This window comes from Polaromonas sp. (assembly GCF_029945925.1).
GTDB lineage: Bacteria > Pseudomonadota > Gammaproteobacteria > Burkholderiales > Burkholderiaceae_C > Polaromonas.
The window spans coordinates 1-21,280 of record NZ_JAQSDN010000047.1; the positions used below are offsets into that span (position 1 = coordinate 1).

Here is a 21,280-nt window from a genome sequence, read left to right on the forward strand (position 1 = left end):
GCCCAAACCTCGGGCAGGCAATCTCGCCTCACACACAGAAATTCAGACACCCCCGCAAGCGCGAAATGCCCTTCAGCGGACCATCGAGTGGAAATTCACTCGGCAGGATGCAGATACAAAGCTTGGGCGATACTATGTTTCGAAACTTACGTGTTGATGTACTAGCTGTCATGGTTAGGGGCTTTTTCATGTAGTCAATTCGTAATCGATAGTTGATTTTGTAATCTAGGCTCGCTAGATTCAAGACCGACCAGCCTAACCTTTTTGGTTCTGGTGGTCCCGCTGCGTCCTCTTGCACAACGCCAGCTCAATTAAACTGTCACAGCGCGAGCCAATTTGACCTTCATCGCCTTTTGGCGTTGACGAAGCGCCTTCACTTTCGCAAGATACCGTGCGTCGATTTGACTAAAGGCCGAGACTTTCCCGATTAGGCTAGTTATTGCTTTCAGACGCGCGCCTTCATTGACACCCCCCAAGGCATTCAGCGCCGCCCAGACTTCACGCTCACGACTCGGTATCACCTGCAGATCATCTCCAGAGATGAACACACCGGTTACGACCTTGCGTTCGTGTTCGGAGTACAGACGGTCCTTATGATAAGAAAAGCCATGGCTATGGACAATTTGTTTCGCGCCCCACATGAAACTGCCGGTGGCGTTTCTTCCTGACCAAGTTAGATCATCCACGTAACATGTACCTTTCACGCCGCTGGCTATGGCGTGTTCATGCAGTTCATCAAACATTGGTTTGGCAGAAAAGAACGCGAGCAACTGACTTAAGCAACTGCCTGTCGGCAAATGCCCATCCACAGTACAGAGTTTTCGAAGCAGCCCTGCAACATCTGGACTGCATTTGAGTCCCTCTATGAAGAAGCGGTATACCCTGCCGCCATCGATTGACGGGTAGAACTTCTTGATGTCCAGCTTGGCGAGTGGAACGGCACCCCGATGCACTCTCGCGTTCGAAATGTACGAGTGCATCTTGCGACCGGAGTGCAAATAATCTGGCTTCTCTATTCGGACAAGGAAGGTGAACAACTTCCGATGCACCTTTTCCATAATGGCCTTGGGCGCTTGGATGTCCCTCTCCTTGCCATCCTGCTTGATTTTGAACCGTACGTAGTTGTTGGTGCCATCGGCCAGTTTCTGGAGTGCTCTCGGCGAGAATCCAAGCAGGCCGGCCAACTTCTTTCGCGTCGGCATTAAGTACAACGGGCTTTGATCCAGCGGGTAGGACTTCTCTACCTTTTTCACGCTAAGGCTTGTCCACGTCTTGCTTTGTCGCAATCCAGTCGAGCATCTTCAAAACCTTCCCGGCAACAGTAACACGCACCTTTTCGTACTTGCCCTCATCCACTTGTTCTGCAAAGAACATCAAAGACGACACAGGGATATTGAAAACTTGAGAGTAGCGCTCAAGAAGGTCCAGGGTGACTTTCTTCTTCTCCCCCTTCTCAATTTCGCTCAAGTACGATTTTGAAATACCGAGCTTGTCCGCCAAGGTGGTTTGCGACATGTCGTGAAAGACTCGCATCAACCGAAGGGCGTCGTTTTGCATGACTTCCCCAATCCACTTGATAAAAAGGCCAGAGGTCATCCTTGAGCTGCTGCCAGATCTTCCAAAGTAGATAGGCAGCCCTTGCTGTCCATACCATCGCTTTGAATACCTTAGGGTTGCAAATCCAACCCCACATCAACTTCAACAATGCCTGCCAGCGGCTTGTACATTTGCGCTTATCAACCATCTTGGTTCCTTTCTTGCAAAACCCCGCGAAATGCGGAGCCCCGTCGATCACAAGAAAAGCTGGGAGAACGCTGGCAGTTTTACCTCTGGGCTCATTAAAACGAACTGACGTAGACAGTTCGTTCCCGTCGCAGCTACGCTAAGCAAGTTCCGTTTGACCAACACATCAAGACCGAATCGAGAAGACACGACCGCGACGCGCAAGGCAAAGAGAAGTCGACCTCTGCTGCAAACATTAGAAACCTTTCGGCTTCCACGAGCTGTGTTGCCACAGCTCCGCTTTTGACGAAACACCCTTTAGTACAACGCCAGCGAAGTGTATCAGAACAAGATGGTGTTGCTGATTTTGTTCGCTGCTAGCGAACATTTATTTGAACTTGCGAACGTATTTATTTAACTGCGTTTTCCCTTGGCCCAGGACGCCGAGCCGCATCGCGCCAAGCGCGTTACGGATTTGCGGCATTTCAGGCATGCGTCCGCACCCAGCTTTTCAAGGCGTCGTTGATGCGGGTTTGCCAGCCATCGCCCGTTGCCCTGAATTTCTCCACCACCTCCACGTCCAGGCGCAGTGTGACTTGGGTCTTGCTGCCACTGCCCAGAGTGCGGCCGCGATGCACCAGCGGCTTGGCTTGCAACCATTCGGCATCCGTGAGAGAAGCGGCGTCAGGGTCTGCCAGCGCAGCGGCCGTGATGGCGGCGTCCTCAGTGGGGTTGGGAAGGATGGTTCCGGTTTTAAGTTTCGGCATAACGTTTCACCTGGAATCGTGCGGATCCGCACAGGCATGCAAGGTGATTTCTATTGGGCCGGCTCCGGCGTGACGCTCAAGCGAAGCCCGACGGCCTGCAAGACCTTGTGCACCGTCGTGATGGTCGGGTTTCCGTTTTCACTCAGTGACTTGAACAGGGTTTTTTCACCCATGTTGGCGCGGCGTGCCACCTCGGCCATGCCGTGTGCCTTGGCCACCTGTCGCAGCGCCACAAGCAGCGCGGCGGGATCATCCAGTTCCAGAACGGCCTCGATATAAGCGGCGGCTTCTGTCGGATCGGTCAACGCTTTCAAAGTCGCCTGCTCGTAGCTTTTGTCGCGTGTGCTCATATCGAACCCCTCTGTTTCCAATCTGCCAGATAGGCCAGGGCAAGCCCGATGGCCTTGTCCTGCTCACTCTTGTCGCTTCCACACAGCAGTAACACCATTAGTGGCCCCTGCCTGCTCAAAAACACCCGATAACCCGGTCCCTGGTCTATGCGCAGTTCCAGCACACCACCGCGCAGGGGCTTGCAATCGCCAAAATTTCCGGCCTGCAACCGCGCGATTCTTGCCCGAACACGAGCCCTCCCTTGTGCGTCCTTCAAAGCGTTAAGCCATTCCTCGAACGGTGCCCGGCCTGTTTCATCCGTGTAGATGCGAATATCCATCATGGTATCCTAAAAAATACCACTCATCATCCAACCAGCCTGCATGCTTGATTTGAGTCGAACCCATCCTGGCCCGCCAGGCAGCATGACTCCGGATCAAGTTCAGGATGACAGTCAAAATCGGTTCAAACCGGATTCACAAGAAAAATCGGGCTCCAGCCCAATCAGGGCGGGCGCAAGCAGCTATCAATAAAGTAGCATCCGCAGCGCGCCGGGCCACTGCGGCTTGCGGTATTTCATGCGTGCATCCGCACCCAAGGTCAGATTCACGATTTATTGTAGTTACGTTAATTCAGCCAGCCTTTTTCAAGCGCGGCGTGGGCAAAGCGCCATCCTGAAATGATTGACGCACAGTAGTCTATAAACTACAGCACATCGCGATGATCGAGTTAAAACAAACCGAGACATTCAGGAAGTGGCGAACACGGCTAAAGGACGAAGGAGCGCGTGCCTTGATCGCGTCCCGCCTGGACCGTCTCGCCCTTGGACTTGCGGGCGATGCGGAACCAGTAGGACAGGGCATCAGCGAATTGCGTATCCACCATGGCCCTGGATACCGCATCTACTTCCGCAAGAGGAAACACGATCATTGTCCTGCTGTGCGGCGGCGACAAAAGCACGCAAGCGAAGGACATCAAGACTGCAAAGCGCCTGGCTGAAGAATGGAGTGAATTAGATGGCTGAAAAACTGACGCCCTACGATCCCGCCGAGGACCTGACTTCCGACGAAGCGATTGCGAGCTTCATGGCGGAAGCTTTCCAGACGAACGATGCGGGCTACATCGCGCACGCGCTGGGGGTGGTCGCCCGCGCCAAAGGCATGACGCAAATTGCGGCGCAAACCGGGCTTTCCCGCGAGCAGCTTTACCGCTCTTTCAGTGAGAACGGCAACCCTACCCTGAAGACAACGTTGGCGGTCATGCAAGCGCTGGGCATCGAGCTGACCGCCAAGGTTTCGGCTACCGCATAACCACCCCCACCCAGATCAACCAAGACCAGCCCCAGTTCACCCCTTTCAGGACCAGAATAAACCTAAAGTTTGTACCCGCGAATTTTTGACTTGGTCGTTGCCAGGAAGTAATATTTCCGCGCGTCTACCGGCAGGTGTTCTGTCGTAGATTGCGCAGGTTTCATCCACATTCATGGAGGCGAACATGGCAACCAATGACAGAATGCAAACGGCCCTGGACCGGGCAGCCAGCCTTAAACGGGAAGTAGAAAATGCCGAAGAACTCGTCCGGGACGTCGCGGGAACCGGCGGCAAGACGGCCATAGATGCGCAACGCAATCTGGACGAGACGATCGCGAAGTATGAAGAATCATTGCGTGATGTATCGGACGCCAAGCGCGGAACATAGAAGCCCGGTGCGCGGCTCCTTGCTCCCGCGAGCATGGGTGGCCAAGGCAAAGATAAACATTCCCGTGTTGCTGGGTCGATTCCTGTTCGCCGCTCCGCGGGCCGGGGCTGACCCCCGGCCATCGACATAAGCCCAGCATCAGGGCCGGTGCTGCGTGACCCACGTCGCATAGACACGAACATACGCATGCACCGCCGTGTCGGTCTCGGCTTGGTCCAGCGCGAGCCATTGCCACCTGGCATGTTGTTCGCCGGGGCCCTGCGGCAACTGAAGATGTTTTTCCTCGTCGCGCGTCAGCTGCAGCCATAGCGGCAGGTTCACGTAATGGGTGGACACCTGGGGGTCAAAGGCGCTGTCCGGGTAGAAGTGGTCCCAGGTGCCCATCAGTGTTGCGCGTTCGAGCGCTGATGCGGGCAAGCCCAGTTCGTCGTGCGCAATGCGCCGTTTTGCATGGGCCAGGGGCTCGTTTTTTCGTATCCGGCCTCCCGGCGTGAACCACCAGCCTCGGGCCGGTGCGTTGTTGCGCAGGCCCAGCAGCAGCTGGCCGTCGGTGTTGGTCAACACCAGGTCGATGGACACCAGAGGCAAAGCTGCGCAGGCTGCAGAAAACTGGGCAATGGGTAACGGTAGGGATAAGGGTGGCAAGCTCATGGATGGGTTTCGCTTCGGGGACATTCTCGACGATGGCTTGCGCCTCTCCATGACTGTGAAGGCGCCGGCAGATTGGCTCCGCCTGATTTATCAAGCCAAATCGGCCGCCAGCCCAATCAGCACCTGCGCAACCAGCTATAAAAAAAGTAGCATAAGACGGCACACCCACCGGCCCTCACCACGGTGGCGGCAGCGGGTCGCCCCACATGCGCCGCCACAGCCAGGGCAGGGCCGTTGCCACATCGGGCCGCGCGCTCTTGAGTGTGGGCACATGGTTTTGTGCGGCGCGGGCCGTGGCGGTGCCCAGGTCGAAGTGGAAGGTGTAGGCTGGTTCCTGGCCCATGCGCAGGTCGGTGACGAAGAGGCGCCCACCCGCTTCCGACAGGCGGAAAAAGCCGTGACTGAAGGCCGCGATGCGCGCCACCGGCGGGTCCTGGCCGTGCAGCGTGATCAGGTCGGCGCCACGGTTGTGCGCCGTCCAGGTGATGCGCGGTGACGTGTCGAGCAGCGAGTAGTGGCCTTCAAAATACTGGGTGGGCGTGGTGGCGACCACGCGCCACAGCAGCGTGTTGAAGGGTGCGGGCGTCACCAGCAGCGCGTTGGCGGTGATGCCCTCGGCCTGCAGCGAGCTGCGCGCCACCGCGGTGGCCTGCTGCTGCGCCAGCACGCTCCAGCCAAGGTACAGCGTGCTCATCACCAGCGCCGCCGCGTTCCAGCGCAGGCCGCGGGTGCTTTTAAGGCGCAGCGCGGCCACCACACCAACCATCAGCGGCACGGTGTAGAGCGGGTCGATGATGAACACGCTGCCCACCCCGAACGGGTAGTTGGTGAACGGCAGCAGCAGCTGCGTGCCGTACACCGTCATGGCGTCGAGCAGGGGGTGGGTGATGAGCACCAGCCAGAGCGCAAGCCACCAGCGTTTGAACAGCGCGCCCTCACCGTGCAGGCGCGAGACCAGCCAGGCCAGCGGCGGCGCGGCCAGCGTGAGGTAGAACAGCGCGTGGCTTTCGGCGCGGTGCAGCGTCATGTTGAGGATCGCGTTGCCGTGGTCGATGAAGGCGTCCAGGTCCGGCAGGGTGCCGGCCACCGCGCCCCACAGCGCGGCTTTCCACACGGCGGTGCGCCGCCCCATGACGGCCACGCTCACGGCCGAACCAAGGGCCATCTGGGTCAGTGAATCCATGGCGGGCAGCTTACCCCAGGGTGACGGGGCGCCGCGCGGCGGAAACAAATGCCCGTAGGACGGCGCTGACAAGGTACGGGGGTGCAGCCCACTTCAAATCATGCGGCGGGTCCTATAAGCTGGACTGAACATTTTGAGCCGGCAGGCCCGAGGCTTGCCAAGGAGACAGATTTGGCTTTACGGATTTACCTGGTAGAAGACAACGAGGTGACATGCAAACACTTGATGGATGCGCTTTCTGCGGAAATCGACATCGAATGGGTGGGCGTGGCGGAAACCGAGGGTGAGGCCAAGAACTGGCTGGAGCGAAACCCCGACGGCTGGGACGTGGCCATTCTGGACCTTTTCCTGCGTGAAGGCACGGGCGCGGGCGTGCTGCGGCATTGCTGGCCGCGCGGCGCCGAGCAGGACGTGCTGGTGATGACCAACCACCCGGTCTCTTACCTGCTGACGCATTGCCGCCTGCTGGGCGCCAACGCGGTTTTCAACAAGGCCACCGAGCTTGGCGACCTGATCGCCTATTGCATCGGGCGCGCCTACAGCCCGCTGCAAACGCGGCCACAACGTCTCATGGGCTGACGCCGCGCGCCAGGCGCACCCGTCACATCTGCCACCATCGAGCCGCCTGCAGCCACGGCTACAATCGCCGTGCCTGGCGCGGCCGTTGCCAGGGTGTTGCCACCACTCGCAGAGAACCACGCCCATGAACACCACCAGGATCTTGCTTGCTGCTTCAACCGCTCTGGCCCTGCTGGGCTGCTCTTCGATGGGCAATGTACAGATGGGCCATGACAGCACGATGACCGAGGCAACGGCCAAACAACTGGCGGGCGATGTGCCGCTGCCGCAGGGCGCGGTCATCAAGCAGCAGGACACCCTGGTCATGGGTTCAGGCAACACCTGGATGGGGCGGCTGAGCCTGACCGTGCCGGGCGAGGCGCAACCGGCGTTTGCCTGGTTCCGCGACAACCTGCCCGCCGCCGGCTGGACGCTGACCTCGAGCTCGTTTTCCAAACTCAGCCTGCTGACTTTCACCAAGGCCGAACGAGTGGCCACGGTGCAGATGCAGGGCAGCAACTTTGGCGGCAACGAGGTGCTGATCACGGTAGCGCCGGCAGTGCGGCCGGCCAGCCGGCCGTAAGCTGGCCTCACGGCGGCCGTCAACCGGACTGCTATTGAATCAATAGCTGTCTGCGCCCGCCACGCCTGGGCTGGAGGCTGAAAACGCTGTAGAAATGTAACTACGCAGGTGGTCTGGGCTGGTTTTACCCCCTCTCCCCCTGGGAGAGGGGCCAAGAAAAGCAGGCTCTTTCAGCCCGGCTCCTGCGGCGGCTCGGCCATCTGGCTGACCAGCACCTTGTCGATGCGTTTGCCGTCCAGGTCCAGCACTTCAAAACGCCAGCCCGCGGCGTCGACCAGATCGCCGGTGCCCAGCAGGCGGCCTGACACGCTTTGCAGCAGGCCGGCCACGGTGTTGTAGCGGCCCCTGTCCTCGTCGGGCAGTTCCCGGATGTCGAGCCGGGCCTTGAGCTCGGACACCGGCATCACGCCGTCGATCAGCCAGCTGCCGTCGGCGCGGCGCGTGGCCCAGGCGTCAACCTGTGCACCGGGCTGCAGCTCGCCGGTGATGGCTTCGAGCATGTCCATCGGTGTCATCAGGCCCTGCACCACGCCGTATTCGTCGACCACAAACACCATGCGGGTGGACTGGGTGCGAAACTGCTCCAGCAGTTCCATGCCGGTCAGCGTTTCCGGCACAAACATGGCCGGAATCGCGTAGGTGTCAATGCGGTCGGCCAGTGTCGGTGTGGTGCCGGTGCCGGTGTCCTCGCCGACCGGCTGGATCTGGCCGCGCAGGGCCAGCAACTTGGCAATGTTCACCACGCCCACCACGTCGTCGAGGCTGCCGCGGCACACCGGATACCACGAGTGCCCGGTCGCGCCGGCCTTGGCAATCGCCTGCGCCACGGTGTCGCTGGCGTCCAGCCACTCGATGTCCGAGCGTGGCAGCATCAGCGAGGTCAGCAGCCGGTCGTCGAGCAGAAAGACGTTCTGCACCATCTGGTGCTCGTGCTCCTCGATCAGCCCCGCGTCCACGCCCTCTTCCAGGCTGGCGGCAATCTCCTCGTCGGTCACGGTGCGCTCGCCGGCGTTGTCCACCCGCAGCAACTTGAGCACGGAGTGGGTGCTGAAGGACAGCAGCCGCACAAAAGGCTTGGCGCCGGTGGCCACCCACATCATGGGGCGCGACACCAGCCGCGCCACGGTTTCGGGGTAGAGCTGGCCGATGCGCTTGGGCACCAGTTCGCCAAACACAATGGTGATGAAGGTGATGACCGTGACCACCAGCGCGGTGGCCGTGATGTCGGCCGCGCGGGTGGATGCGCCGAAGGTCTGGATCCAGCTTGACAGGCTGCCGCTGAAGGCCGCCTCGCCGATGATGCCGTTGAGCATGCCGATGGAGGTGATGCCGACCTGCACCGACGAGAGAAACTGCGTCGGGTTCTCCAGCAGCGTCAGCGCCGACCGCGCGCCCTTGTCGCCCGCCTCCGCCATGGCGTTGAGCCTGGCCTTGCGGCTGGAAGCGAGCGCCAGCTCGGACATGGCAAAAACGCCGTTGAGCAGGGTCAAAAAGGCAATGAGGATGAAATCCATGGATCCGAAGGCAGAATGAACACATGGCACTTTACTTGATTGGCGACCTGCAGGGTTGCAACGAGCCGTTGCAGCGCCTGCTGCGCAGCGTGGATTTTTCCCCCAGCCGCGACACGCTTTACCTTCTGGGCGATCTGGTCAACCGCGGCCCGGACTCGCTGGGCGTGCTGCGCAGCCTGTCCGGCCTGGGCGATGCGGCGCAGTGCCTGCTGGGCAACCACGACCTGAACCTGCTCGGCATCCGTCACGGGCTGCGCAAGCCGCACCGCAGCGACACCGTGCAGCAGGTGCTGGACGCGCCCGACTGCGAACCCCTGCTCGACTGGCTGCGGCACCGCCGCATGGCCATGCTTGAACACGGCTGGCTCATGGTGCATGCCGGCGTGTTGCCGCAGTGGAGCGCCGCGCAAACCATGGCGCTGGCCGGTGAGGTCGAGCAGGCGCTGCGCGGCCCCGACCTGGCCGGCTTTTTGAAAGCGATGTACGGCAACACGCCGAACCAGTGGCAGGACACACTGGCCGGTGCCGAGCGGCTGCGCGTGATTGTCAACGCCCTGACACGCATGCGTTTTTGCACGGCTGACGGCGCCATGGAATTTACCACCACGGGCAGCACGCAGACGGCGCCCCCCGGTTACCTGCCATGGTTTGAAGTCCCCGGCCGGAAAACCGCCGGTCTGCCCATCGCCTTCGGCCACTGGTCCACGCTGGGTGCCGACACCGTGGCCAGCGGGGCCGGCCTGCTGGCCAACACCCTGCCGCTGGACACGGGCTGCGTCTGGGGCGGCTGCCTGACGGCGGCGCGGCTGGGCAAGAAGCCCGGTCAGATCGAGTTGATCCGTGTGCAATGCCCACAGGTCCAGGCGCCGGGCTGAGTGCTGCCAGAAATTCAAACGTTTCAGGGCTCCAGCCCAATCAGCACCTACGCCAGCAGCTATCAATAAAGTAGCAAACCAGCAACCCGCCCGGCGCTCAGGCCGGGGCCGTGGCGGCCTTCCTGATTTCTGCTTCGTCGGACAGGGCGCGCGCCACACTGGCCGAAAGCAGCAGCACGGCCGATGAGAAGTAGATCCACATCAGCAGCACCACCAGCGAGCCGGCCGCGCCATAGGCCGACACCACGGCCGCGGTCGACAGGTAAATCGCCATCAGGTACTTGCCCAGCGCAAACAAAATGCCGCCGGCGATGCCGCCCATCACCAGGTAACGCATCGCAGGTTTGGGCCCGGCGCTCATGCGCATCAGCGCAACGAACAGCCCCGCGGAAAAAACCATGGACACCAGCTCGTTGATCACCACCGCCACGCGCTCCAGCGGCATGTAGCTGCCGGCCCAGGTGGTCAGGAAACTCAGCACGGCGGAGATCACCAGCGACACCAGCAACAGAAAACCGAAGGCCAGGATGTAGGCAATGCCGCGCACGCGCAGCGACGCGCCGTACCACCACTTCTGCTGCGGCGGCACGCCGGTATCGTGGCGCCAGAGCCGCTCGAAGGCGTCCTGCAGTTCGGCAAACACGCCGGTCGCACCGGACAGCAGCAGGATGAATGCAATACCCGAGGCCAGCAGCCCCTCGGACGGCTTCTGCGCGCTGGCCAGCGCCTGCTTGATCATCTGTGCGCCCTGCTCGCCGATCACGCCGCCTATCTCCCGGATCAGGCTGCTTTCGATGTAGCTGCGGTCCAGCCACCAGCCCAGCACGGCCACCAGCAGCACCAGCAGCGGCGCGAGGCTGAGAATGCCGTAGAAGGACATGGCGGCACTCATGCGCAGGCCGTCGGCGTCCAGCCACAGGTTGACGGAACGGCGTACCGGACGCAACAGCTTGGGAAAAGAGGAACGTTGGTAGACGCGGCGCAGGCCGGCGAACGAGGGCATCATGACCTCAGCTTAGCCCGGCTGGCGGTGTAAAACCATCAGACACCGGCGCGGGAAACAGTAGGCCCCGGCTGACTGCCAACGGGCCCGGGGCTCAGCCTCAGCTGCCTGTCTTGAACAGCGCAGCAACCTTTTTCTTCGGCTTGATGTTGGCCGACACACCGCGTGAGGTGCCGCTCTTGGCGGCCGCTTCCCAGGCCGGCTGCGCTTCGGCCGGCAGGCTTGATTCGTAAGGCTTGTCAAAGAAGGGGTCGCGCGAGGCCGACTGGCGCTGCGGCGGCGCCTCGCGGCGTTCGCGGCGCTCCGGCCTGTCGCGCTGGGCTTCGGCCGCCTCGCGCACGGGCTGGTCGCCGCTGTCGCGGTACATGCGCCGGCCGTCGTTGATGCGGCCCTGCTCCTTGATGCGCGGCTGGTCCTCGTCGAACTCCATGGGTTCGAGTTCGATCTTGGCCTTGATGAGTTTTTCGATGTCGGTGACCAGGCGCTGGTCGCTGGCAGCCGCAAAACTCACCGCCAGGCCCGAGGCGCCGGCGCGGCCGGTGCGGCCGATGCGGTGCACATAGTCTTCCGCGTTGAAAGGCACATCGAAGTTGAACACGGCCGGCACGTCCTTGATGTCCAGGCCGCGCGCGGCCACATCGGTACAAACCAGCAAATCAACTTCGCCGCTTTTGAAAGCCTCGAGCGCCTTCAGCCGCTCGTCCTGGCTTTTGTCGCCGTGCAGGGCGGTGGTTTTCAGGCCTTCACGCTCCAGCGAGCGGGCCAGGCGTGCGCAACCGAGCTTGCTGTTGACAAACACAAAGGCCTGCTTGATGCCGCGGGTCTTGAGCACCTGGTGCAGCGCGCGGCGCTTGTCGTCGGCACTGACGGCGTAGAAATGCTGCTCCACCGTGGACGCCGTGGCGTTGGAACGCGCCACCTCGATCGTCACCGGGTCCTGCAGGAAACTGGACGCCAGGCGCTTGATCTCGGGCGAGAAGGTGGCGGAAAACAGCAGCGTGATGCGCTGCTTGGGCAGGTAGCTCAGGATGCGCTGCAGGTCGGGCAGAAAACCGATGTCCAGCATGCGGTCGGCCTCGTCAAGCACCACATATTCAACCTGGTTGAGCACGGTGTTCTTGGCTTCGATGTGATCGAGCAGGCGGCCCGGCGTGGCCACCAGCACCTCCACGCCTTTTTTGAGTTCCAGCGTCTGCGGCTTCATGTCCATGCCGCCAAACACAACAGCGCAGTTGAGGTTGGTGTATTTGGCATAAAGCTTGACCTGCTCGGCCACCTGGACGGCAAGCTCGCGGGTCGGCAGCAGCACCAGCGCCCGCACGGGGTGGCGCGCCGGCGAGGTCGAAGCATTCTCGTGCTTCATCATGCGCTGTAGCAAGGGCAGTGTGAAAGCGGCGGTTTTGCCGGTGCCGGTCTGGGCGGCGCCCATCACGTCCTTGCCCTGGAGAACGACCGGAATGGCCTGCTCCTGGATGGGGGTCATGGTTTCGTAGCCCATGTCGGCTACGGCGCGGGCCAGCGGTTCTGCCAGCGAAAGGTTCGAAAAAGATGATGTCATTTAGCCTGCTATTGTCGCACTTTGGGCGATAAAGGCATTTCTGCCGGCCCGCCGCCCGGTCGGGCCTGCAGATGACCGGTTTTCCGTCGCCGGATTGCTATTCATTTGATAGCTGCTTGCGCATACGGGTCTTGGGCTGGAAGCCTTTTTTTATAAATTCCGGGCGGAGAAGGTGTCGCACGCCTTGACACTGCCCTGCTGCAAGCCGTTGTTGAACCAGCGCGCACGCTGGGCACTGCTGCCATGGGTGAAACTCTCGGGCACGATGGCGCCGCCACCGCCGCGCTGCAATGCGTCATCGCCGATTTTTGCGGCGGCATTCATCGCCTCCTCGACGTCGCCCTGCTCCAGGATGGCACGGGCACGCTGCGCGTGATGCGCCCACATGCCGGCAAAGCAGTCGGCCTGCAACTCAAGCCGCACGCTCATGGCGTTGTATTCGACCTTGCTGACACGACCGCGCATCTGGTCCATCTTGCCGGTGATGCCCAGCAGGTTCTGCACATGGTGGCCGACCTCGTGCGCGATCACGTAGGCCTGGGCAAAGTCGCCGGGCGCGCCCAGCTTTTTCTGCAGGGTTTCATAAAAGCCGAGGTCGATGTAGACCTTCTGGTCGGCCGGGCAATAAAAGGGCCCCATGGCCGCCTGCCCCTGGCCGCAGGCCGTGGCGGTGGCACCGCGAAACAGCACCAGCCGCGGCTCCTGGTAAGTGCCGCCGCCCTGGGTGAAGACGACTTTCCAGACGTCTTCGGTGTCGGCCAGCACGGTGGACACAAAACTGGCCATGCGGTCGTCCGCCGGAGGGCGCTGGGCGGGGCCTTGCTGCACCTGCGCCGTAGGGGTGCCGCCGCCACTCAGCAGGCTCAAAATGGTCATCGGGTTGATGCCGAAAATCCAGCCGCCCACCAGCGCGATCACAATGGTGCCAATGCCGATGCTCCGGCCACCCAGCAACCCGCCCCCTCCGCCCCCACTGCGGCGGTCTTCGACGTTGTCGGATTCGCGGTTGCCTTCCCATTTCATGCTTTGCTTTCGTTGGCGTCGGCGCCGCCGAGGCGGCGCAAACTGTGCGGACTACTTTACTTGAGCTTTCAATCCAGAGACGGAACATTTTGTTCGTCGCAGCATCCCATTGAGCATGAACAGCCTTCTTGCACGTGCGCGTATTTTTCCCGTCCTGCTGTCAGCCGTGTTGCTGAGCGCCTGCGCCGGCCCGCTGGTGACACAGGTCACCAGCTTCAACCAGTGGCCGGCTGACGCCGCCGGCAGCAGCTTCAGCTTCATCAAGCCGCCGCCCAACCGCTGGGGCGCGCCCCAGGAGCTGGAGCAGGCCACCTATGAACGGTATGCGCAGCGGGAACTGGAAAAGCTGGGGCTGCGGCCTGCCGCCGCGGGCGAGCAGGCGCGCCTGCTGGCCGAACTGAGCACGGTCAGCCAGACCCAGCAAAGAACCTATCTGCAACCCGTGTATGAAGACCCCCTGGTGTTTTACCCGCCGCGCCGCAACGCCGCCGGCCAGTATTTCCCGGGCTTCTGGGCGCCGAGCCGGTTCGGTCCGACCTATGTGGGCGACCGGGTCGTGCCGTACACCGTGCAGTTCAGCCAGCTCAACCTGCGCCTGCTCGATACCCGCAGCGGCCCGCCGGGGCAGCCCCGCGCCGTGTTCGAGTCCCGCGCAGTGTATGAAGGCAGCGCCACTCTGCCTGCGGTCATGCCTTATTTGGTGCGCGCGGCGCTGGACGGCTTTCCCGGCCAGAACGGGCAGGTGCGCCAGGTGCGTTTCGACCGGGAAACCGGCGCGTTGATCAAAAAATAAGCGCCATGCACGACCCCGGGATTAACGCGGCGGTGCATCGTCCGACCTGCTTCACAATGGCGGCATGCCACGCCCGACGACCTCCCCGCCCCTGCCGCGCATCCTGCTGACTGGTTTTAACGCGTTCGGCGGCGACACCCTGAACCCGAGCTGGCTGGCGGTCCAGGCGCTGCACGGCCGGCGCATCGGCGGCCATCGGGTGGTGGCCGCTCAATTGCCGACCGTGTTTGACGCCTCGCTGGCCGAACTGGGGCGACTGCTGCGCACGCACAAGCCGGCGCTGGTCCTCTGTGTTGGTCAGGCCGGCGGACGCGCCGCCCTCTCACTGGAGCGTGTGGCCATCAATGTGAACGACGCACGCATTGCCGACAATGCCGCCGCGCAGCCGGTGGACACGCCCGTCGTCGTCGGCGGGCCGGCCGCGTATTTCAGCACGCTGCCCATCAAGGCCATGCTGCTGGCGCTGCAAAAGCAAGGGATTGCTGTCGAGGTCTCGCAGACCGCCGGCACCTTTGTCTGCAACCATGTGTTTTACGGACTCATGCACATGCTGGCCACACGGCGCGGCTTCAAGCGCACGCGCGGCGGCTTTGTTCACGTGCCTTTCCTGCCCGGCCAGGGCCAGCCCCACATGGCGCTGGAGAACGTGGTGCGCGGGCTGCGTGTGGCCGTACGCACGGCACTGGCAACGCAGCGCGACATCACGCAGGGCGCGGGAGCAATCAGTTGATCTGTTTTTGCGCGGGCTCGTCCCGCAACAGCCGCCAGACCAGCCAGCTGCCGATCAGCGCGTTGCTGAGGGCGAAACCGCCGACGATCAACGTGGCCCAGGTGTCCAGCACCCGGTTGTGAACAATCCAGGCCAGCGCGGCCGACAGGGCATTAAGCGCCATGGCCATCCAGAACAGGGGATTGCGAGGCTGAAACAGGCGGGATAACTTCATGCAAGGAATGCTAACCGCTGCCGGCGCCTCTGCCTGAAACCACCCTCTGCACCGCAGACAGGTGCCTGCCGGAAACAGTGGAAATAACCGTGTTTAACGGACAGCGCTGAAGGAAACCGGGATCATGCCCATGTTGTCTGCGGGCGCTTTGGACTGGCCGCCGGCCATCACTGCGCCTGCCGGCTCGTTGCCGGCCAGGGTGGACTTCGCACCGTCGTTGTACACGTCGGCCCTGGCATGTCGCATGCAGTTGCTGAGGGCCGCACCGCGCAGGGTTTCCACACAATAAGCCACGGCGGTCTGCTGGGAGGCCAGCAGGGAGTCACGCGCCTTGGCCTTTTTGACTTCGCCGCCAGCCACCATGGCCATGGCCGCCAGCAGGCTGACCATCAGCACCGCCCCGGCGCCCAGATAAAGGTATTCACGGGGGACGGTATTGACTGGGGGCATATGGGTGGAAAACATGAAATAGACTCCTCGTTGCGACTGTTTCGATGTTATGAACGCACCCTGGACACTCAACGCGGGGCATTGCCCGTGCCGCTGTAGGATAAAACCGCTTCCCGCGAACACGCCCTGACCGGCCCTTCGCCGCCGCCGGCCGGGCTTGCGCAGGCTGGCTTACCATCCAGCCATGACCGATTCGCCCATCCTGCTGAGCGCCGCGCAGACCGCGGCCCGCCTGCCCTACCCCGCCCTGCTGGAAGAAATCGTGCGCCTGCTGGGCGATGCCTCGGTGCAAGTCCCGCAGCGTCTGGTGCAGCCCCTGGCCGGCGGCGGCAGCCTGTTTGTGATGCCGGCCTCGGACAGCCGGGTAGCCATGACCAAACTGATCACCTTCACGCCGGCCAACGCCGGAACAACACGCGCCACCATCCAGGGTGATGTGGTGGTGTTTGACATTGCCAGCGGTGAACGCCGGCTGGTGCTGGACGGCCCGACGGTCACGGCGCGGCGCACCGCGGCCGTGTCCCTGCTGGCGGCGCAGCGACTGGCCCCCAATACCCGCGGGCCGCTGCTGATCGTGGGCGCGGGGGTTCAGGGCAGGGCCCACCTCGACGCCTTTACCGAGGTCCTGCAGCTCAGTGAAGTCGTGATCGCCTCGCGCAGCGCGGCCAGTGCGCAGGCGCTGGTGCAGCACGCGCAAGCACGGGGCCTGCAGGCCCGTGTGGTGCAGGACGCCAACGCCGCGCTGGCCGAATGCCCGCTGGCGGTCACCTGCACGCCGGCCCATGGCGTGGTGCTCGACGGCCTCCCGCGCGCGGATGCTTTCATCAGCGCGGTCGGCGCCTTCACGCCGCGGATGGTGGAGCTCGGCCCCGACCTGTGCCGTCACTTTGCGCGGCAGGGCGCGGTGTTTGTGGACACCGCCGATGCAAGCCATGAAGCAGGCGATCTGCTGCAGGCCGGTCTCGATGTGAGCCGCTTTGCAACACTCGCGGACGTGCTGGCTCATGACACGCCGAGGCCGGCCGGGCCGGTGCTTTTCAAGAGCTGCGGTTGGGCCGGCTGGGACCTGGCAGCCGCGCGGACGGCCCTGGCGCTGTAAAGGAAGGGCCTTTCGTCACGTCCACCCCTGTTGATCCAACGCAAGCAGGTCCAGCCCCGTCCTTTCTAGACTGAAGCCCATGAAACTTCAATTCCTCGGCGCGACCGACACCGTCACCGGTTCCAAATACCTGATTCAGCACGACAAGGCCAGGGTGCTGGTCGATTGCGGCCTGTTCCAGGGCTACAAGCTGCTGCGCCTGCGCAACTGGGCGCCGCCGCCGGTGAAGCCGTCCTCGATCGACGCCGTGATCCTGACGCACGCCCACATCGACCACAGCGGCTACCTGCCCCTGCTGGCGCGCCAGGGGTTTCGCGGCAAGGTGTTCTGCACGCCCGCCACCTACGACCTGTGCCGCATTCTGCTTCCCGATTCAGGCCACCTGCAGGAGGAAGAGGCCGAATACGCCAACCGCCACAAACTGTCCAAACACAAGGAAGCCCTGCCGCTGTACACGCGCGACGACGCGCTGCAATGCCTCAAGCTGTTTCATCCCGTTCCCCACGGCAAGGACTGGCAGCCCGCACCAGGCCTGCATGCCCGCATGACGCCCTCGGGCCACATGATCGGCTCGTCGTTTGTCCGGCTGGACGACGGGTCACGCTCCATCCTGTTTTCCGGGGACATCGGCCGGCCCAACGACCTGGTGCTCAAGCCCCCCGTGCAGATGGATGGCGCTGACTACCTGGTGGTGGAATCCACCTATGGCGACCGTCCACACAAGAACTCGGACCCGCTGCTGGAACTCGGCAAGGTGATCAACCGCACCGCCGCCCGCGGCGGCGTGGTGGTGATCCCGGCCTTCGCCGTGGGCCGGGCCCAGAGCCTGCTGCACTGCATCCAGTTGCTCAAGGCGCAGGGCGTGATCCACGACATGCCGGTGTACCTCAACAGCCCCATGGCGGCCAGCGCCATGCAGGTTTACCTGAAACACAAATCGGAACTGCAGCTGACGGCCGCCGAATGCGATGCGCTGGCGCACGCCGCGCATATCGTGCAGTCCCCGGAGGAGTCGCGGCTGCTCAATGCGCGCCATGGTCCGATGGTGATCGTCTCCGCCAGCGGCATGGCGACGGGCGGGCGCGTGCTGCATCACCTCAAGGCCTTTGCACCCGACAAACGCAACACCATTTTGTTTGCCGGCTTTCAGGCTGGCGGCACGCGCGGAGCCTCCATCGCAGGAGGTGCGCCGACGGTGCGAATTTTCGGCGAGGACGTGCCCATCCGGGCCGAGGTCGCCATGCTGGACGACCTGTCGGCCCATGCCGATGCCGCCGAAATTGTGAGCTGGCTCAAGGGGTTCAAGGCGCCGCCCAAACAGACTTTCATCACGCACGGCGAACCGGCCGCTGCCGACGCGATGCGCCAGCACATCGAGCGCGAGCTGCATTGGGACGTCCACATGCCTTTCTATCTCGAAACGGTGACTCTCCATTAACGCCGTCAGTGCCGTTGACGCCACCAGTGCAGGCAAGGGCCGGAGATCAGGCCAGGCCGCACCATTCTGCAAAGCGGTGAAAGGCATCCGCCCAGAGCGCCCAGGCAGCCGCAAGGATCAGCAGGCCACCGGCCGCGCGTGTCCCCCAGTCCTGCTTGAGCTTGTTGCCGCGCCCCTGCAGTTTGTCGTACAGCAGCGGCACGAGCATCAGCGACACGCTGCTGCCGGCGGCGAACAGTGCCATTGACAGCGCGCCCTCCAGCGGCCCGCCGCTGAGCGAAGCTACCAGCAGCGCCGAATAGAGCAGACCGCAGGGCATGAAGGTCCACAGCGCACCGGTAGCGAAGATGCCGCCGCGCGCCGTGGCCAGCGGCCGGATGCGCGCCCAGACGGCGCGGCCGGCGTCGCTGACCCATGCCGGCTGGCGGGCCTGGTACAGCAGCATCAGCCCCCAGAGCAGCACAGCCAGGTGAAACAGCGTCCAGACCGGACGCAGCGCCGCGGTGTGGGTGGTCAGCCAGGCCAGGCTCTGCACGGCCAGCGCGGCAGCGGCGCCGGCCAGCGAATAACCCGCCAGGCGCCCGGCCTGAAAGCTCCAGAGCGAACGCCACGACGAGCCCGTGCCCTGACGCGGACCCAGGCGCGAAATGCCCGCACAGGCCGCGCCGCACATGGCAGCGCAATGCGGGCCGCCGGCCAGCCCCATCATCAGGGCCGTCACGGCCAGTGTGGTGGACATGACCGAACCCTGTTCAGATGATGCGCGAGAACCTGGCGCGGTTGCGGTCGGCCTGCAGGTAGCGGTCGAACACCATGGCTACCGCACGCACAAAGAACCATCCTTGCGCCGTCACCTGGATGCCGGATTCGTCCAGCAGGACCAACCCCGCATCGGCCAGATCGCGCAGTTGCTCCAGCTCGGCCGCGAAGTAACTGCGGAAGTCCAGCAGCCACGCCAGCTCGATCGACTCGAAAAGCACCTGGCCCTGGCACATCAGCGCCATGATCACGGCCCGGCGCGCCAGGTCGTCGCGGTTGAGCGCCAGCCCACGCACCACCGGCAGGCGGCCCTGGTCCAGATGGTCGCAGTACTCTTCCATCGTCTTGGCGTTCTGGCTGTAGGTCGCGCCGATGCGTCCGATGGCCGAAACGCCCAGGCCGATGAGGTCGCAGTCGGGCTGGGTGCTGTAGCCCTGGAAGTTGCGATGCAGCCGGCCCTGGCGCTTGGCCACGGCCAGCGCGTCATTGGGCAGGGCAAAGTGGTCCATGCCGATGTAGACATACCCCGCAGCCATGAAGGCCGCCAGCGACTGCGTCAGCATGGCCACCTTGGCCGCAGCACCAGGCAGGTCGGCCGTCGTGATGCGCCGCTGCGGCTTGAAGCGCTCGGGCAGGTGGGCATAGGCATACAGTGCAATGCGGTCGGGCCGCAACTGCGCCACCTGGGCCAGCGTGCGTGCAAAGGATTCGGGCGTCTGGCGCGGCAGGCCGTAGATCAAGTCCACATTGATGGAATCGAAACCCACCTCGCGCGCCTGGGCCATCAGTTCGCTGACCTGCTCAAAAGGCTGGATGCGGTGCACGGCCTTCTGGACATCGGGATCGAAATCCTGCACGCCGAAGCTCAGGCGGTTAAAACCCATGTCGGCAAGGGCGCGCAGGCGGGTGCCATCAACCGTGCGCGGGTCAATCTCGATGGAGTATTCGCCGCCGGGCACCATCGTGAAACTGCGCCGCAGCATGGCCATGAGCTCGCCCAACTCATCGTCGGACAGAAAGGTTGGCGACCCCCCGCCCAGGTGCAGTTGCGTGACCGTCTGGCCCTCGCCGAGCTGGGCCGTATGCAGGTCGATCTCGCGGCTCAGGTAGCGCAGGTAGCTGACAGCACGGTTATGGTGCTTGGTGATGATCTTGTTGCAGGCGCAGTAATAACAAAGCGACTCACAGAACGGAATATGGACATACAGCGACAGCGGCATGGTCAACCCGGCCGGGCCGGTGCGGCGCTGGCCCAAGGCCTGACCATAGTCGGCTGCAGTGAAGGCTTCTACAAAACGATCGGCCGTTGGATAGGATGTATACCGCGGCCCCGGAACGTCGAATCGTTGGAGCAGATCGGGCGATACATTGGTCATGACATGTTTCTCGTGGAGGTATGTGACTGTGCCGCGTCCGCCCTCCTGAGCGCTTGATATGGATCAAATGCGCCGGGGCGGAGGACGGGACAATTTGATCAAGATCATATAAGGCTCTCTCATGAAGGAAATCCCCGTACGTACGCCCCCCGCAGATCTGGTAATAACTGCCCCGGAAACGCCATTTATCGATGAAAAAACCATCAAGGTGGCGTGCTCGAACTGCAACCTTCGCGAACTGTGCATGCCGGTGGGCCTGAGCCCGCAAGAACTCGCACGCATCGACGAGGTCGTGGCCGTCCGCCGGAAGGTCAAACGCGGCGCCACCCTGTTTCGCAATGGCGAACCTTTCGAATCGCTGTTTGCCATTCGCACCGGCTTTTTCAAGACCTGTGTCACCTCCGGCGACGGCCGCGACCAGGTCACCGGCTTCCAGATGGCTGGCGAGGTGATCGGCCTGGACGGGATTGTCAACGACCGCCATACCTGCGATGCCGTCGCACTCGAAGATGCCGAGGTCTGCGTCATGCCCTTCAATCGCATCGGTGAGCTCTCGCGCGAGATCAATGCCCTGCAACACCATGTGCACCGCATCATGAGCCGCGAGATCGTGCGCGAACACGGCGTGATGCTGCTCCTGGGCAGCATGCGGGCCGAAGAACGCGTGGCGGCCTTCCTGCTGAACCTGGTGCAACGGCTGCACGCACGGGGGTTCTCGGGGTCGGAGCTGGTCCTGCGCATGACACGCGAAGAGATTGGCAGTTACCTCGGGATGAAGCTGGAAACCGTGAGCCGCACCTTCTCGAAGTTTGCCGACGACGGCGTCATAGACGTCCACCAGCGCCATGTGCGCATCCTCGACCCCGCTGCCCTGCAGTCCATCGTCAACCAGCAGGGCTGCAACTAGTACATTGACACATAAATAACGAAACATGTGTAAACTCTCGTTGCCGCCA

Annotated in this window: 25 protein-coding genes and 1 pseudogene; 11 read left to right on the forward strand and 15 right to left on the reverse strand. The window is 62.9% G+C overall.

Annotated elements, in window-relative coordinates:
• Positions 1–311: 311 nt before the first annotated feature.
• From PSV40_RS16270 to PSV40_RS16290, 5 genes are all read right to left on the reverse strand, one after another.
• Positions 312–1,253, reverse strand: a complete 942-nt coding sequence (locus PSV40_RS16270) for a reverse transcriptase family protein (protein WP_300539747.1) — start codon at positions 1,251–1,253, stop codon at positions 312–314.
• A gap of 1 nt (position 1,254) precedes the next feature.
• Positions 1,255–1,557 (reverse strand): helix-turn-helix transcriptional regulator, encoded by a 303-nt coding sequence (locus tag PSV40_RS16275; protein ID WP_300539749.1) that lies wholly within the window; start codon positions 1,555–1,557, stop codon positions 1,255–1,257.
• A gap of 650 nt (positions 1,558–2,207) precedes the next feature.
• Entirely contained in the window at positions 2,208–2,489 is a 282-nt protein-coding gene (locus PSV40_RS16280; protein WP_300539751.1) for a BrnA antitoxin family protein, read from the reverse strand.
• 50 nt (positions 2,490–2,539) lie between these two features.
• Positions 2,540–2,839: an addiction module antidote protein gene (locus PSV40_RS16285; RefSeq protein ID WP_300539753.1), complete on the reverse strand. Its 300-nt coding sequence runs from the start codon at positions 2,837–2,839 to the stop codon at positions 2,540–2,542.
• On the reverse strand, positions 2,836–3,159 hold the full coding sequence (locus PSV40_RS16290) for a type II toxin-antitoxin system RelE/ParE family toxin (RefSeq protein WP_366915038.1): 324 nt from the start codon (positions 3,157–3,159) through the stop codon (positions 2,836–2,838). Before PSV40_RS16290 ends, PSV40_RS16285 begins: the two co-directional genes overlap by 4 nt.
• A gap of 380 nt (positions 3,160–3,539) precedes the next feature.
• Between PSV40_RS16290 and PSV40_RS16295 the strand changes: the two are divergent.
• The 3 genes and pseudogenes from PSV40_RS16295 to PSV40_RS16305 all read left to right on the forward strand — a co-directional run bounded on the left by PSV40_RS16295 (position 3,540) and on the right by PSV40_RS16305 (position 4,517).
• Positions 3,540–3,843 (forward strand): annotated as a pseudogene (locus tag PSV40_RS16295) (type II toxin-antitoxin system RelE/ParE family toxin).
• Positions 3,836–4,129, forward strand: coding sequence for an addiction module antidote protein (locus PSV40_RS16300; protein ID WP_300539756.1), 294 nt, complete (start codon positions 3,836–3,838; stop codon positions 4,127–4,129). Before PSV40_RS16295 ends, PSV40_RS16300 begins: the two are co-directional and overlap by 8 nt.
• A gap of 184 nt (positions 4,130–4,313) precedes the next feature.
• Positions 4,314–4,517 (forward strand): hypothetical protein, encoded by a 204-nt coding sequence (locus tag PSV40_RS16305; protein ID WP_300539758.1) that lies wholly within the window; start codon positions 4,314–4,316, stop codon positions 4,515–4,517.
• A gap of 138 nt (positions 4,518–4,655) precedes the next feature.
• On the opposite strand, the gene PSV40_RS16310 is transcribed toward PSV40_RS16305, so the two are convergent.
• Positions 4,656–5,168, reverse strand: a complete 513-nt coding sequence (locus tag PSV40_RS16310; protein ID WP_300539759.1) for an NUDIX domain-containing protein — start codon at positions 5,166–5,168, stop codon at positions 4,656–4,658.
• Positions 5,169–5,343: 175 nt separating this feature from the next.
• On the reverse strand, positions 5,344–6,351 hold the full coding sequence (locus PSV40_RS16315; RefSeq protein WP_300539761.1) for a metal-dependent hydrolase: 1,008 nt from the start codon (positions 6,349–6,351) through the stop codon (positions 5,344–5,346).
• Between the two features lie 171 nt (positions 6,352–6,522).
• Between PSV40_RS16315 and PSV40_RS16320 the strand changes: the two genes are divergently transcribed.
• Both PSV40_RS16320 and PSV40_RS16325 read left to right on the forward strand, forming a co-directional pair.
• Entirely contained in the window at positions 6,523–6,930 is a 408-nt protein-coding gene (locus PSV40_RS16320) for a response regulator (protein ID WP_300539763.1), read from the forward strand.
• 124 nt (positions 6,931–7,054) lie between these two features.
• Positions 7,055–7,492 carry a hypothetical protein gene (locus PSV40_RS16325; RefSeq protein WP_300539765.1) on the forward strand — a complete coding sequence of 146 codons (438 nt, stop codon included), beginning with the start codon at positions 7,055–7,057 and terminating at the stop codon, positions 7,490–7,492.
• A gap of 170 nt (positions 7,493–7,662) precedes the next feature.
• On the opposite strand, the gene PSV40_RS16330 is transcribed toward PSV40_RS16325, so the two are convergent.
• A complete protein-coding gene (locus PSV40_RS16330) occupies positions 7,663–9,006 on the reverse strand; it encodes a hemolysin family protein (RefSeq protein ID WP_300539766.1) in 1,344 nt (447 codons plus the stop codon).
• Between the two features lie 23 nt (positions 9,007–9,029).
• Here PSV40_RS16330 and PSV40_RS16335 point away from each other — a divergent pair, with 23 nt between their 5' ends.
• The gene (locus tag PSV40_RS16335; protein ID WP_300539768.1) at positions 9,030–9,881 is read left to right on the forward strand and encodes a symmetrical bis(5'-nucleosyl)-tetraphosphatase; all 852 of its coding nucleotides are present in this window, start codon (positions 9,030–9,032) and stop codon (positions 9,879–9,881) included.
• A gap of 97 nt (positions 9,882–9,978) precedes the next feature.
• Here PSV40_RS16335 and PSV40_RS16340 read toward each other — a convergent pair whose 3' ends face one another.
• From PSV40_RS16340 to PSV40_RS16350, 3 genes are all read right to left on the reverse strand, one after another.
• Complete coding sequence (locus tag PSV40_RS16340; protein WP_300539784.1) at positions 9,979–10,884, reverse strand: YihY/virulence factor BrkB family protein; 906 nt, start codon at positions 10,882–10,884, stop codon at positions 9,979–9,981.
• 100 nt (positions 10,885–10,984) lie between these two features.
• A complete protein-coding gene (locus PSV40_RS16345; RefSeq protein ID WP_300539770.1) occupies positions 10,985–12,442 on the reverse strand; it encodes a DEAD/DEAH box helicase in 1,458 nt (485 codons plus the stop codon).
• A 150-nt stretch (positions 12,443–12,592) separates the two neighbouring features.
• Positions 12,593–13,465 (reverse strand): neutral zinc metallopeptidase, encoded by an 873-nt coding sequence (locus PSV40_RS16350; RefSeq protein ID WP_300539771.1) that lies wholly within the window; start codon positions 13,463–13,465, stop codon positions 12,593–12,595.
• Positions 13,466–13,580: 115 nt separating this feature from the next.
• Here PSV40_RS16350 and PSV40_RS16355 point away from each other — a divergent pair, with 115 nt between their 5' ends.
• Positions 13,581–14,258 carry a DUF4136 domain-containing protein gene (locus PSV40_RS16355; protein ID WP_300539773.1) on the forward strand — a complete coding sequence of 226 codons (678 nt, stop codon included), beginning with the start codon at positions 13,581–13,583 and terminating at the stop codon, positions 14,256–14,258.
• 91 nt (positions 14,259–14,349) lie between these two features.
• Positions 14,350–14,988 carry a pyroglutamyl-peptidase I gene (gene pcp / locus PSV40_RS16360; RefSeq protein WP_366915040.1) on the forward strand — a complete coding sequence of 213 codons (639 nt, stop codon included), beginning with the start codon at positions 14,350–14,352 and terminating at the stop codon, positions 14,986–14,988.
• Here pcp and PSV40_RS16365 read toward each other — a convergent pair.
• Both PSV40_RS16365 and PSV40_RS16370 read right to left on the reverse strand, forming a co-directional pair.
• Positions 14,981–15,202 carry a hypothetical protein gene (locus PSV40_RS16365; RefSeq protein WP_300539777.1) on the reverse strand — a complete coding sequence of 74 codons (222 nt, stop codon included), beginning with the start codon at positions 15,200–15,202 and terminating at the stop codon, positions 14,981–14,983. The two genes, pcp and PSV40_RS16365, sit on opposite strands and share 8 nt — an antisense overlap.
• A 93-nt stretch (positions 15,203–15,295) precedes the next feature.
• Entirely contained in the window at positions 15,296–15,667 is a 372-nt protein-coding gene (locus PSV40_RS16370; RefSeq protein ID WP_300539778.1) for a hypothetical protein, read from the reverse strand.
• 169 nt (positions 15,668–15,836) lie between these two features.
• Here PSV40_RS16370 and PSV40_RS16375 point away from each other — a divergent pair, with 169 nt between their 5' ends.
• Together PSV40_RS16375 and PSV40_RS16380 are read left to right on the forward strand one after the other, a co-directional pair.
• Entirely contained in the window at positions 15,837–16,751 is a 915-nt protein-coding gene (locus PSV40_RS16375) for a delta(1)-pyrroline-2-carboxylate reductase family protein (protein ID WP_300539779.1), read from the forward strand.
• Between the two features lie 79 nt (positions 16,752–16,830).
• On the forward strand, positions 16,831–18,189 hold the full coding sequence (locus PSV40_RS16380) for an MBL fold metallo-hydrolase (protein WP_300539780.1): 1,359 nt from the start codon (positions 16,831–16,833) through the stop codon (positions 18,187–18,189).
• Positions 18,190–18,235: 46 nt separating this feature from the next.
• On the opposite strand, the gene PSV40_RS16385 is transcribed toward PSV40_RS16380, so the two are convergent.
• Together PSV40_RS16385 and hemN are read right to left on the reverse strand one after the other, a co-directional pair.
• On the reverse strand, positions 18,236–18,928 hold the full coding sequence (locus tag PSV40_RS16385) for a sulfite exporter TauE/SafE family protein (RefSeq protein WP_300539781.1): 693 nt from the start codon (positions 18,926–18,928) through the stop codon (positions 18,236–18,238).
• Between the two features lie 13 nt (positions 18,929–18,941).
• The gene (gene hemN, locus PSV40_RS16390) at positions 18,942–20,324 is read right to left on the reverse strand and encodes an oxygen-independent coproporphyrinogen III oxidase (protein WP_300539782.1); all 1,383 of its coding nucleotides are present in this window, start codon (positions 20,322–20,324) and stop codon (positions 18,942–18,944) included.
• A gap of 187 nt (positions 20,325–20,511) precedes the next feature.
• On the opposite strand from hemN, the gene PSV40_RS16395 reads away from it, so the two are divergent.
• On the forward strand, positions 20,512–21,231 hold the full coding sequence (locus PSV40_RS16395) for a helix-turn-helix domain-containing protein (protein ID WP_300539786.1): 720 nt from the start codon (positions 20,512–20,514) through the stop codon (positions 21,229–21,231).
• Positions 21,232–21,280 lie beyond the last annotated feature (49 nt).

Bases quoted from the DNA above. Each gene is read 5' to 3' on its own strand.
- PSV40_RS16375 (WP_300539779.1), top strand. From the start codon at position 15,837: ATGACCGATTCGCCCATCCTGCTGAGCGCCGCGCAGACCGCGGCCCGC.
- PSV40_RS16370 (WP_300539778.1), bottom strand. From the start codon at position 15,667: ATGTTTTCCACCCATATGCCCCCAGTCAATACCGTCCCCCGTGAATAC.
- PSV40_RS16345 (WP_300539770.1), bottom strand. From the start codon at position 12,442: ATGACATCATCTTTTTCGAACCTTTCGCTGGCAGAACCGCTGGCCCGC.
- PSV40_RS16350 (WP_300539771.1), bottom strand. From the start codon at position 13,465: ATGAAATGGGAAGGCAACCGCGAATCCGACAACGTCGAAGACCGCCGC.
- PSV40_RS16315 (WP_300539761.1), bottom strand. From the start codon at position 6,351: ATGGATTCACTGACCCAGATGGCCCTTGGTTCGGCCGTGAGCGTGGCC.
- PSV40_RS16365 (WP_300539777.1), bottom strand. From the start codon at position 15,202: ATGAAGTTATCCCGCCTGTTTCAGCCTCGCAATCCCCTGTTCTGGATG.
- PSV40_RS16310 (WP_300539759.1), bottom strand. From the start codon at position 5,168: ATGAGCTTGCCACCCTTATCCCTACCGTTACCCATTGCCCAGTTTTCT.
- PSV40_RS16335 (WP_300539768.1), top strand. From the start codon at position 9,030: ATGGCACTTTACTTGATTGGCGACCTGCAGGGTTGCAACGAGCCGTTG.
- PSV40_RS16280 (WP_300539751.1), bottom strand. From the start codon at position 2,489: ATGCCGAAACTTAAAACCGGAACCATCCTTCCCAACCCCACTGAGGAC.
- PSV40_RS16330 (WP_300539766.1), bottom strand. From the start codon at position 9,006: ATGGATTTCATCCTCATTGCCTTTTTGACCCTGCTCAACGGCGTTTTT.
- PSV40_RS16355 (WP_300539773.1), top strand. From the start codon at position 13,581: ATGAACAGCCTTCTTGCACGTGCGCGTATTTTTCCCGTCCTGCTGTCA.
- hemN (WP_300539782.1), bottom strand. From the start codon at position 20,324: ATGACCAATGTATCGCCCGATCTGCTCCAACGATTCGACGTTCCGGGG.
- PSV40_RS16380 (WP_300539780.1), top strand. From the start codon at position 16,831: ATGAAACTTCAATTCCTCGGCGCGACCGACACCGTCACCGGTTCCAAA.
- PSV40_RS16385 (WP_300539781.1), bottom strand. From the start codon at position 18,928: ATGTCCACCACACTGGCCGTGACGGCCCTGATGATGGGGCTGGCCGGC.
- PSV40_RS16290 (WP_366915038.1), bottom strand. From the start codon at position 3,159: ATGGATATTCGCATCTACACGGATGAAACAGGCCGGGCACCGTTCGAG.
- PSV40_RS16325 (WP_300539765.1), top strand. From the start codon at position 7,055: ATGAACACCACCAGGATCTTGCTTGCTGCTTCAACCGCTCTGGCCCTG.
- PSV40_RS16340 (WP_300539784.1), bottom strand. From the start codon at position 10,884: ATGCCCTCGTTCGCCGGCCTGCGCCGCGTCTACCAACGTTCCTCTTTT.
- PSV40_RS16300 (WP_300539756.1), top strand. From the start codon at position 3,836: ATGGCTGAAAAACTGACGCCCTACGATCCCGCCGAGGACCTGACTTCC.
- PSV40_RS16275 (WP_300539749.1), bottom strand. From the start codon at position 1,557: ATGCAAAACGACGCCCTTCGGTTGATGCGAGTCTTTCACGACATGTCG.
- PSV40_RS16305 (WP_300539758.1), top strand. From the start codon at position 4,314: ATGGCAACCAATGACAGAATGCAAACGGCCCTGGACCGGGCAGCCAGC.
- PSV40_RS16285 (WP_300539753.1), bottom strand. From the start codon at position 2,839: ATGAGCACACGCGACAAAAGCTACGAGCAGGCGACTTTGAAAGCGTTG.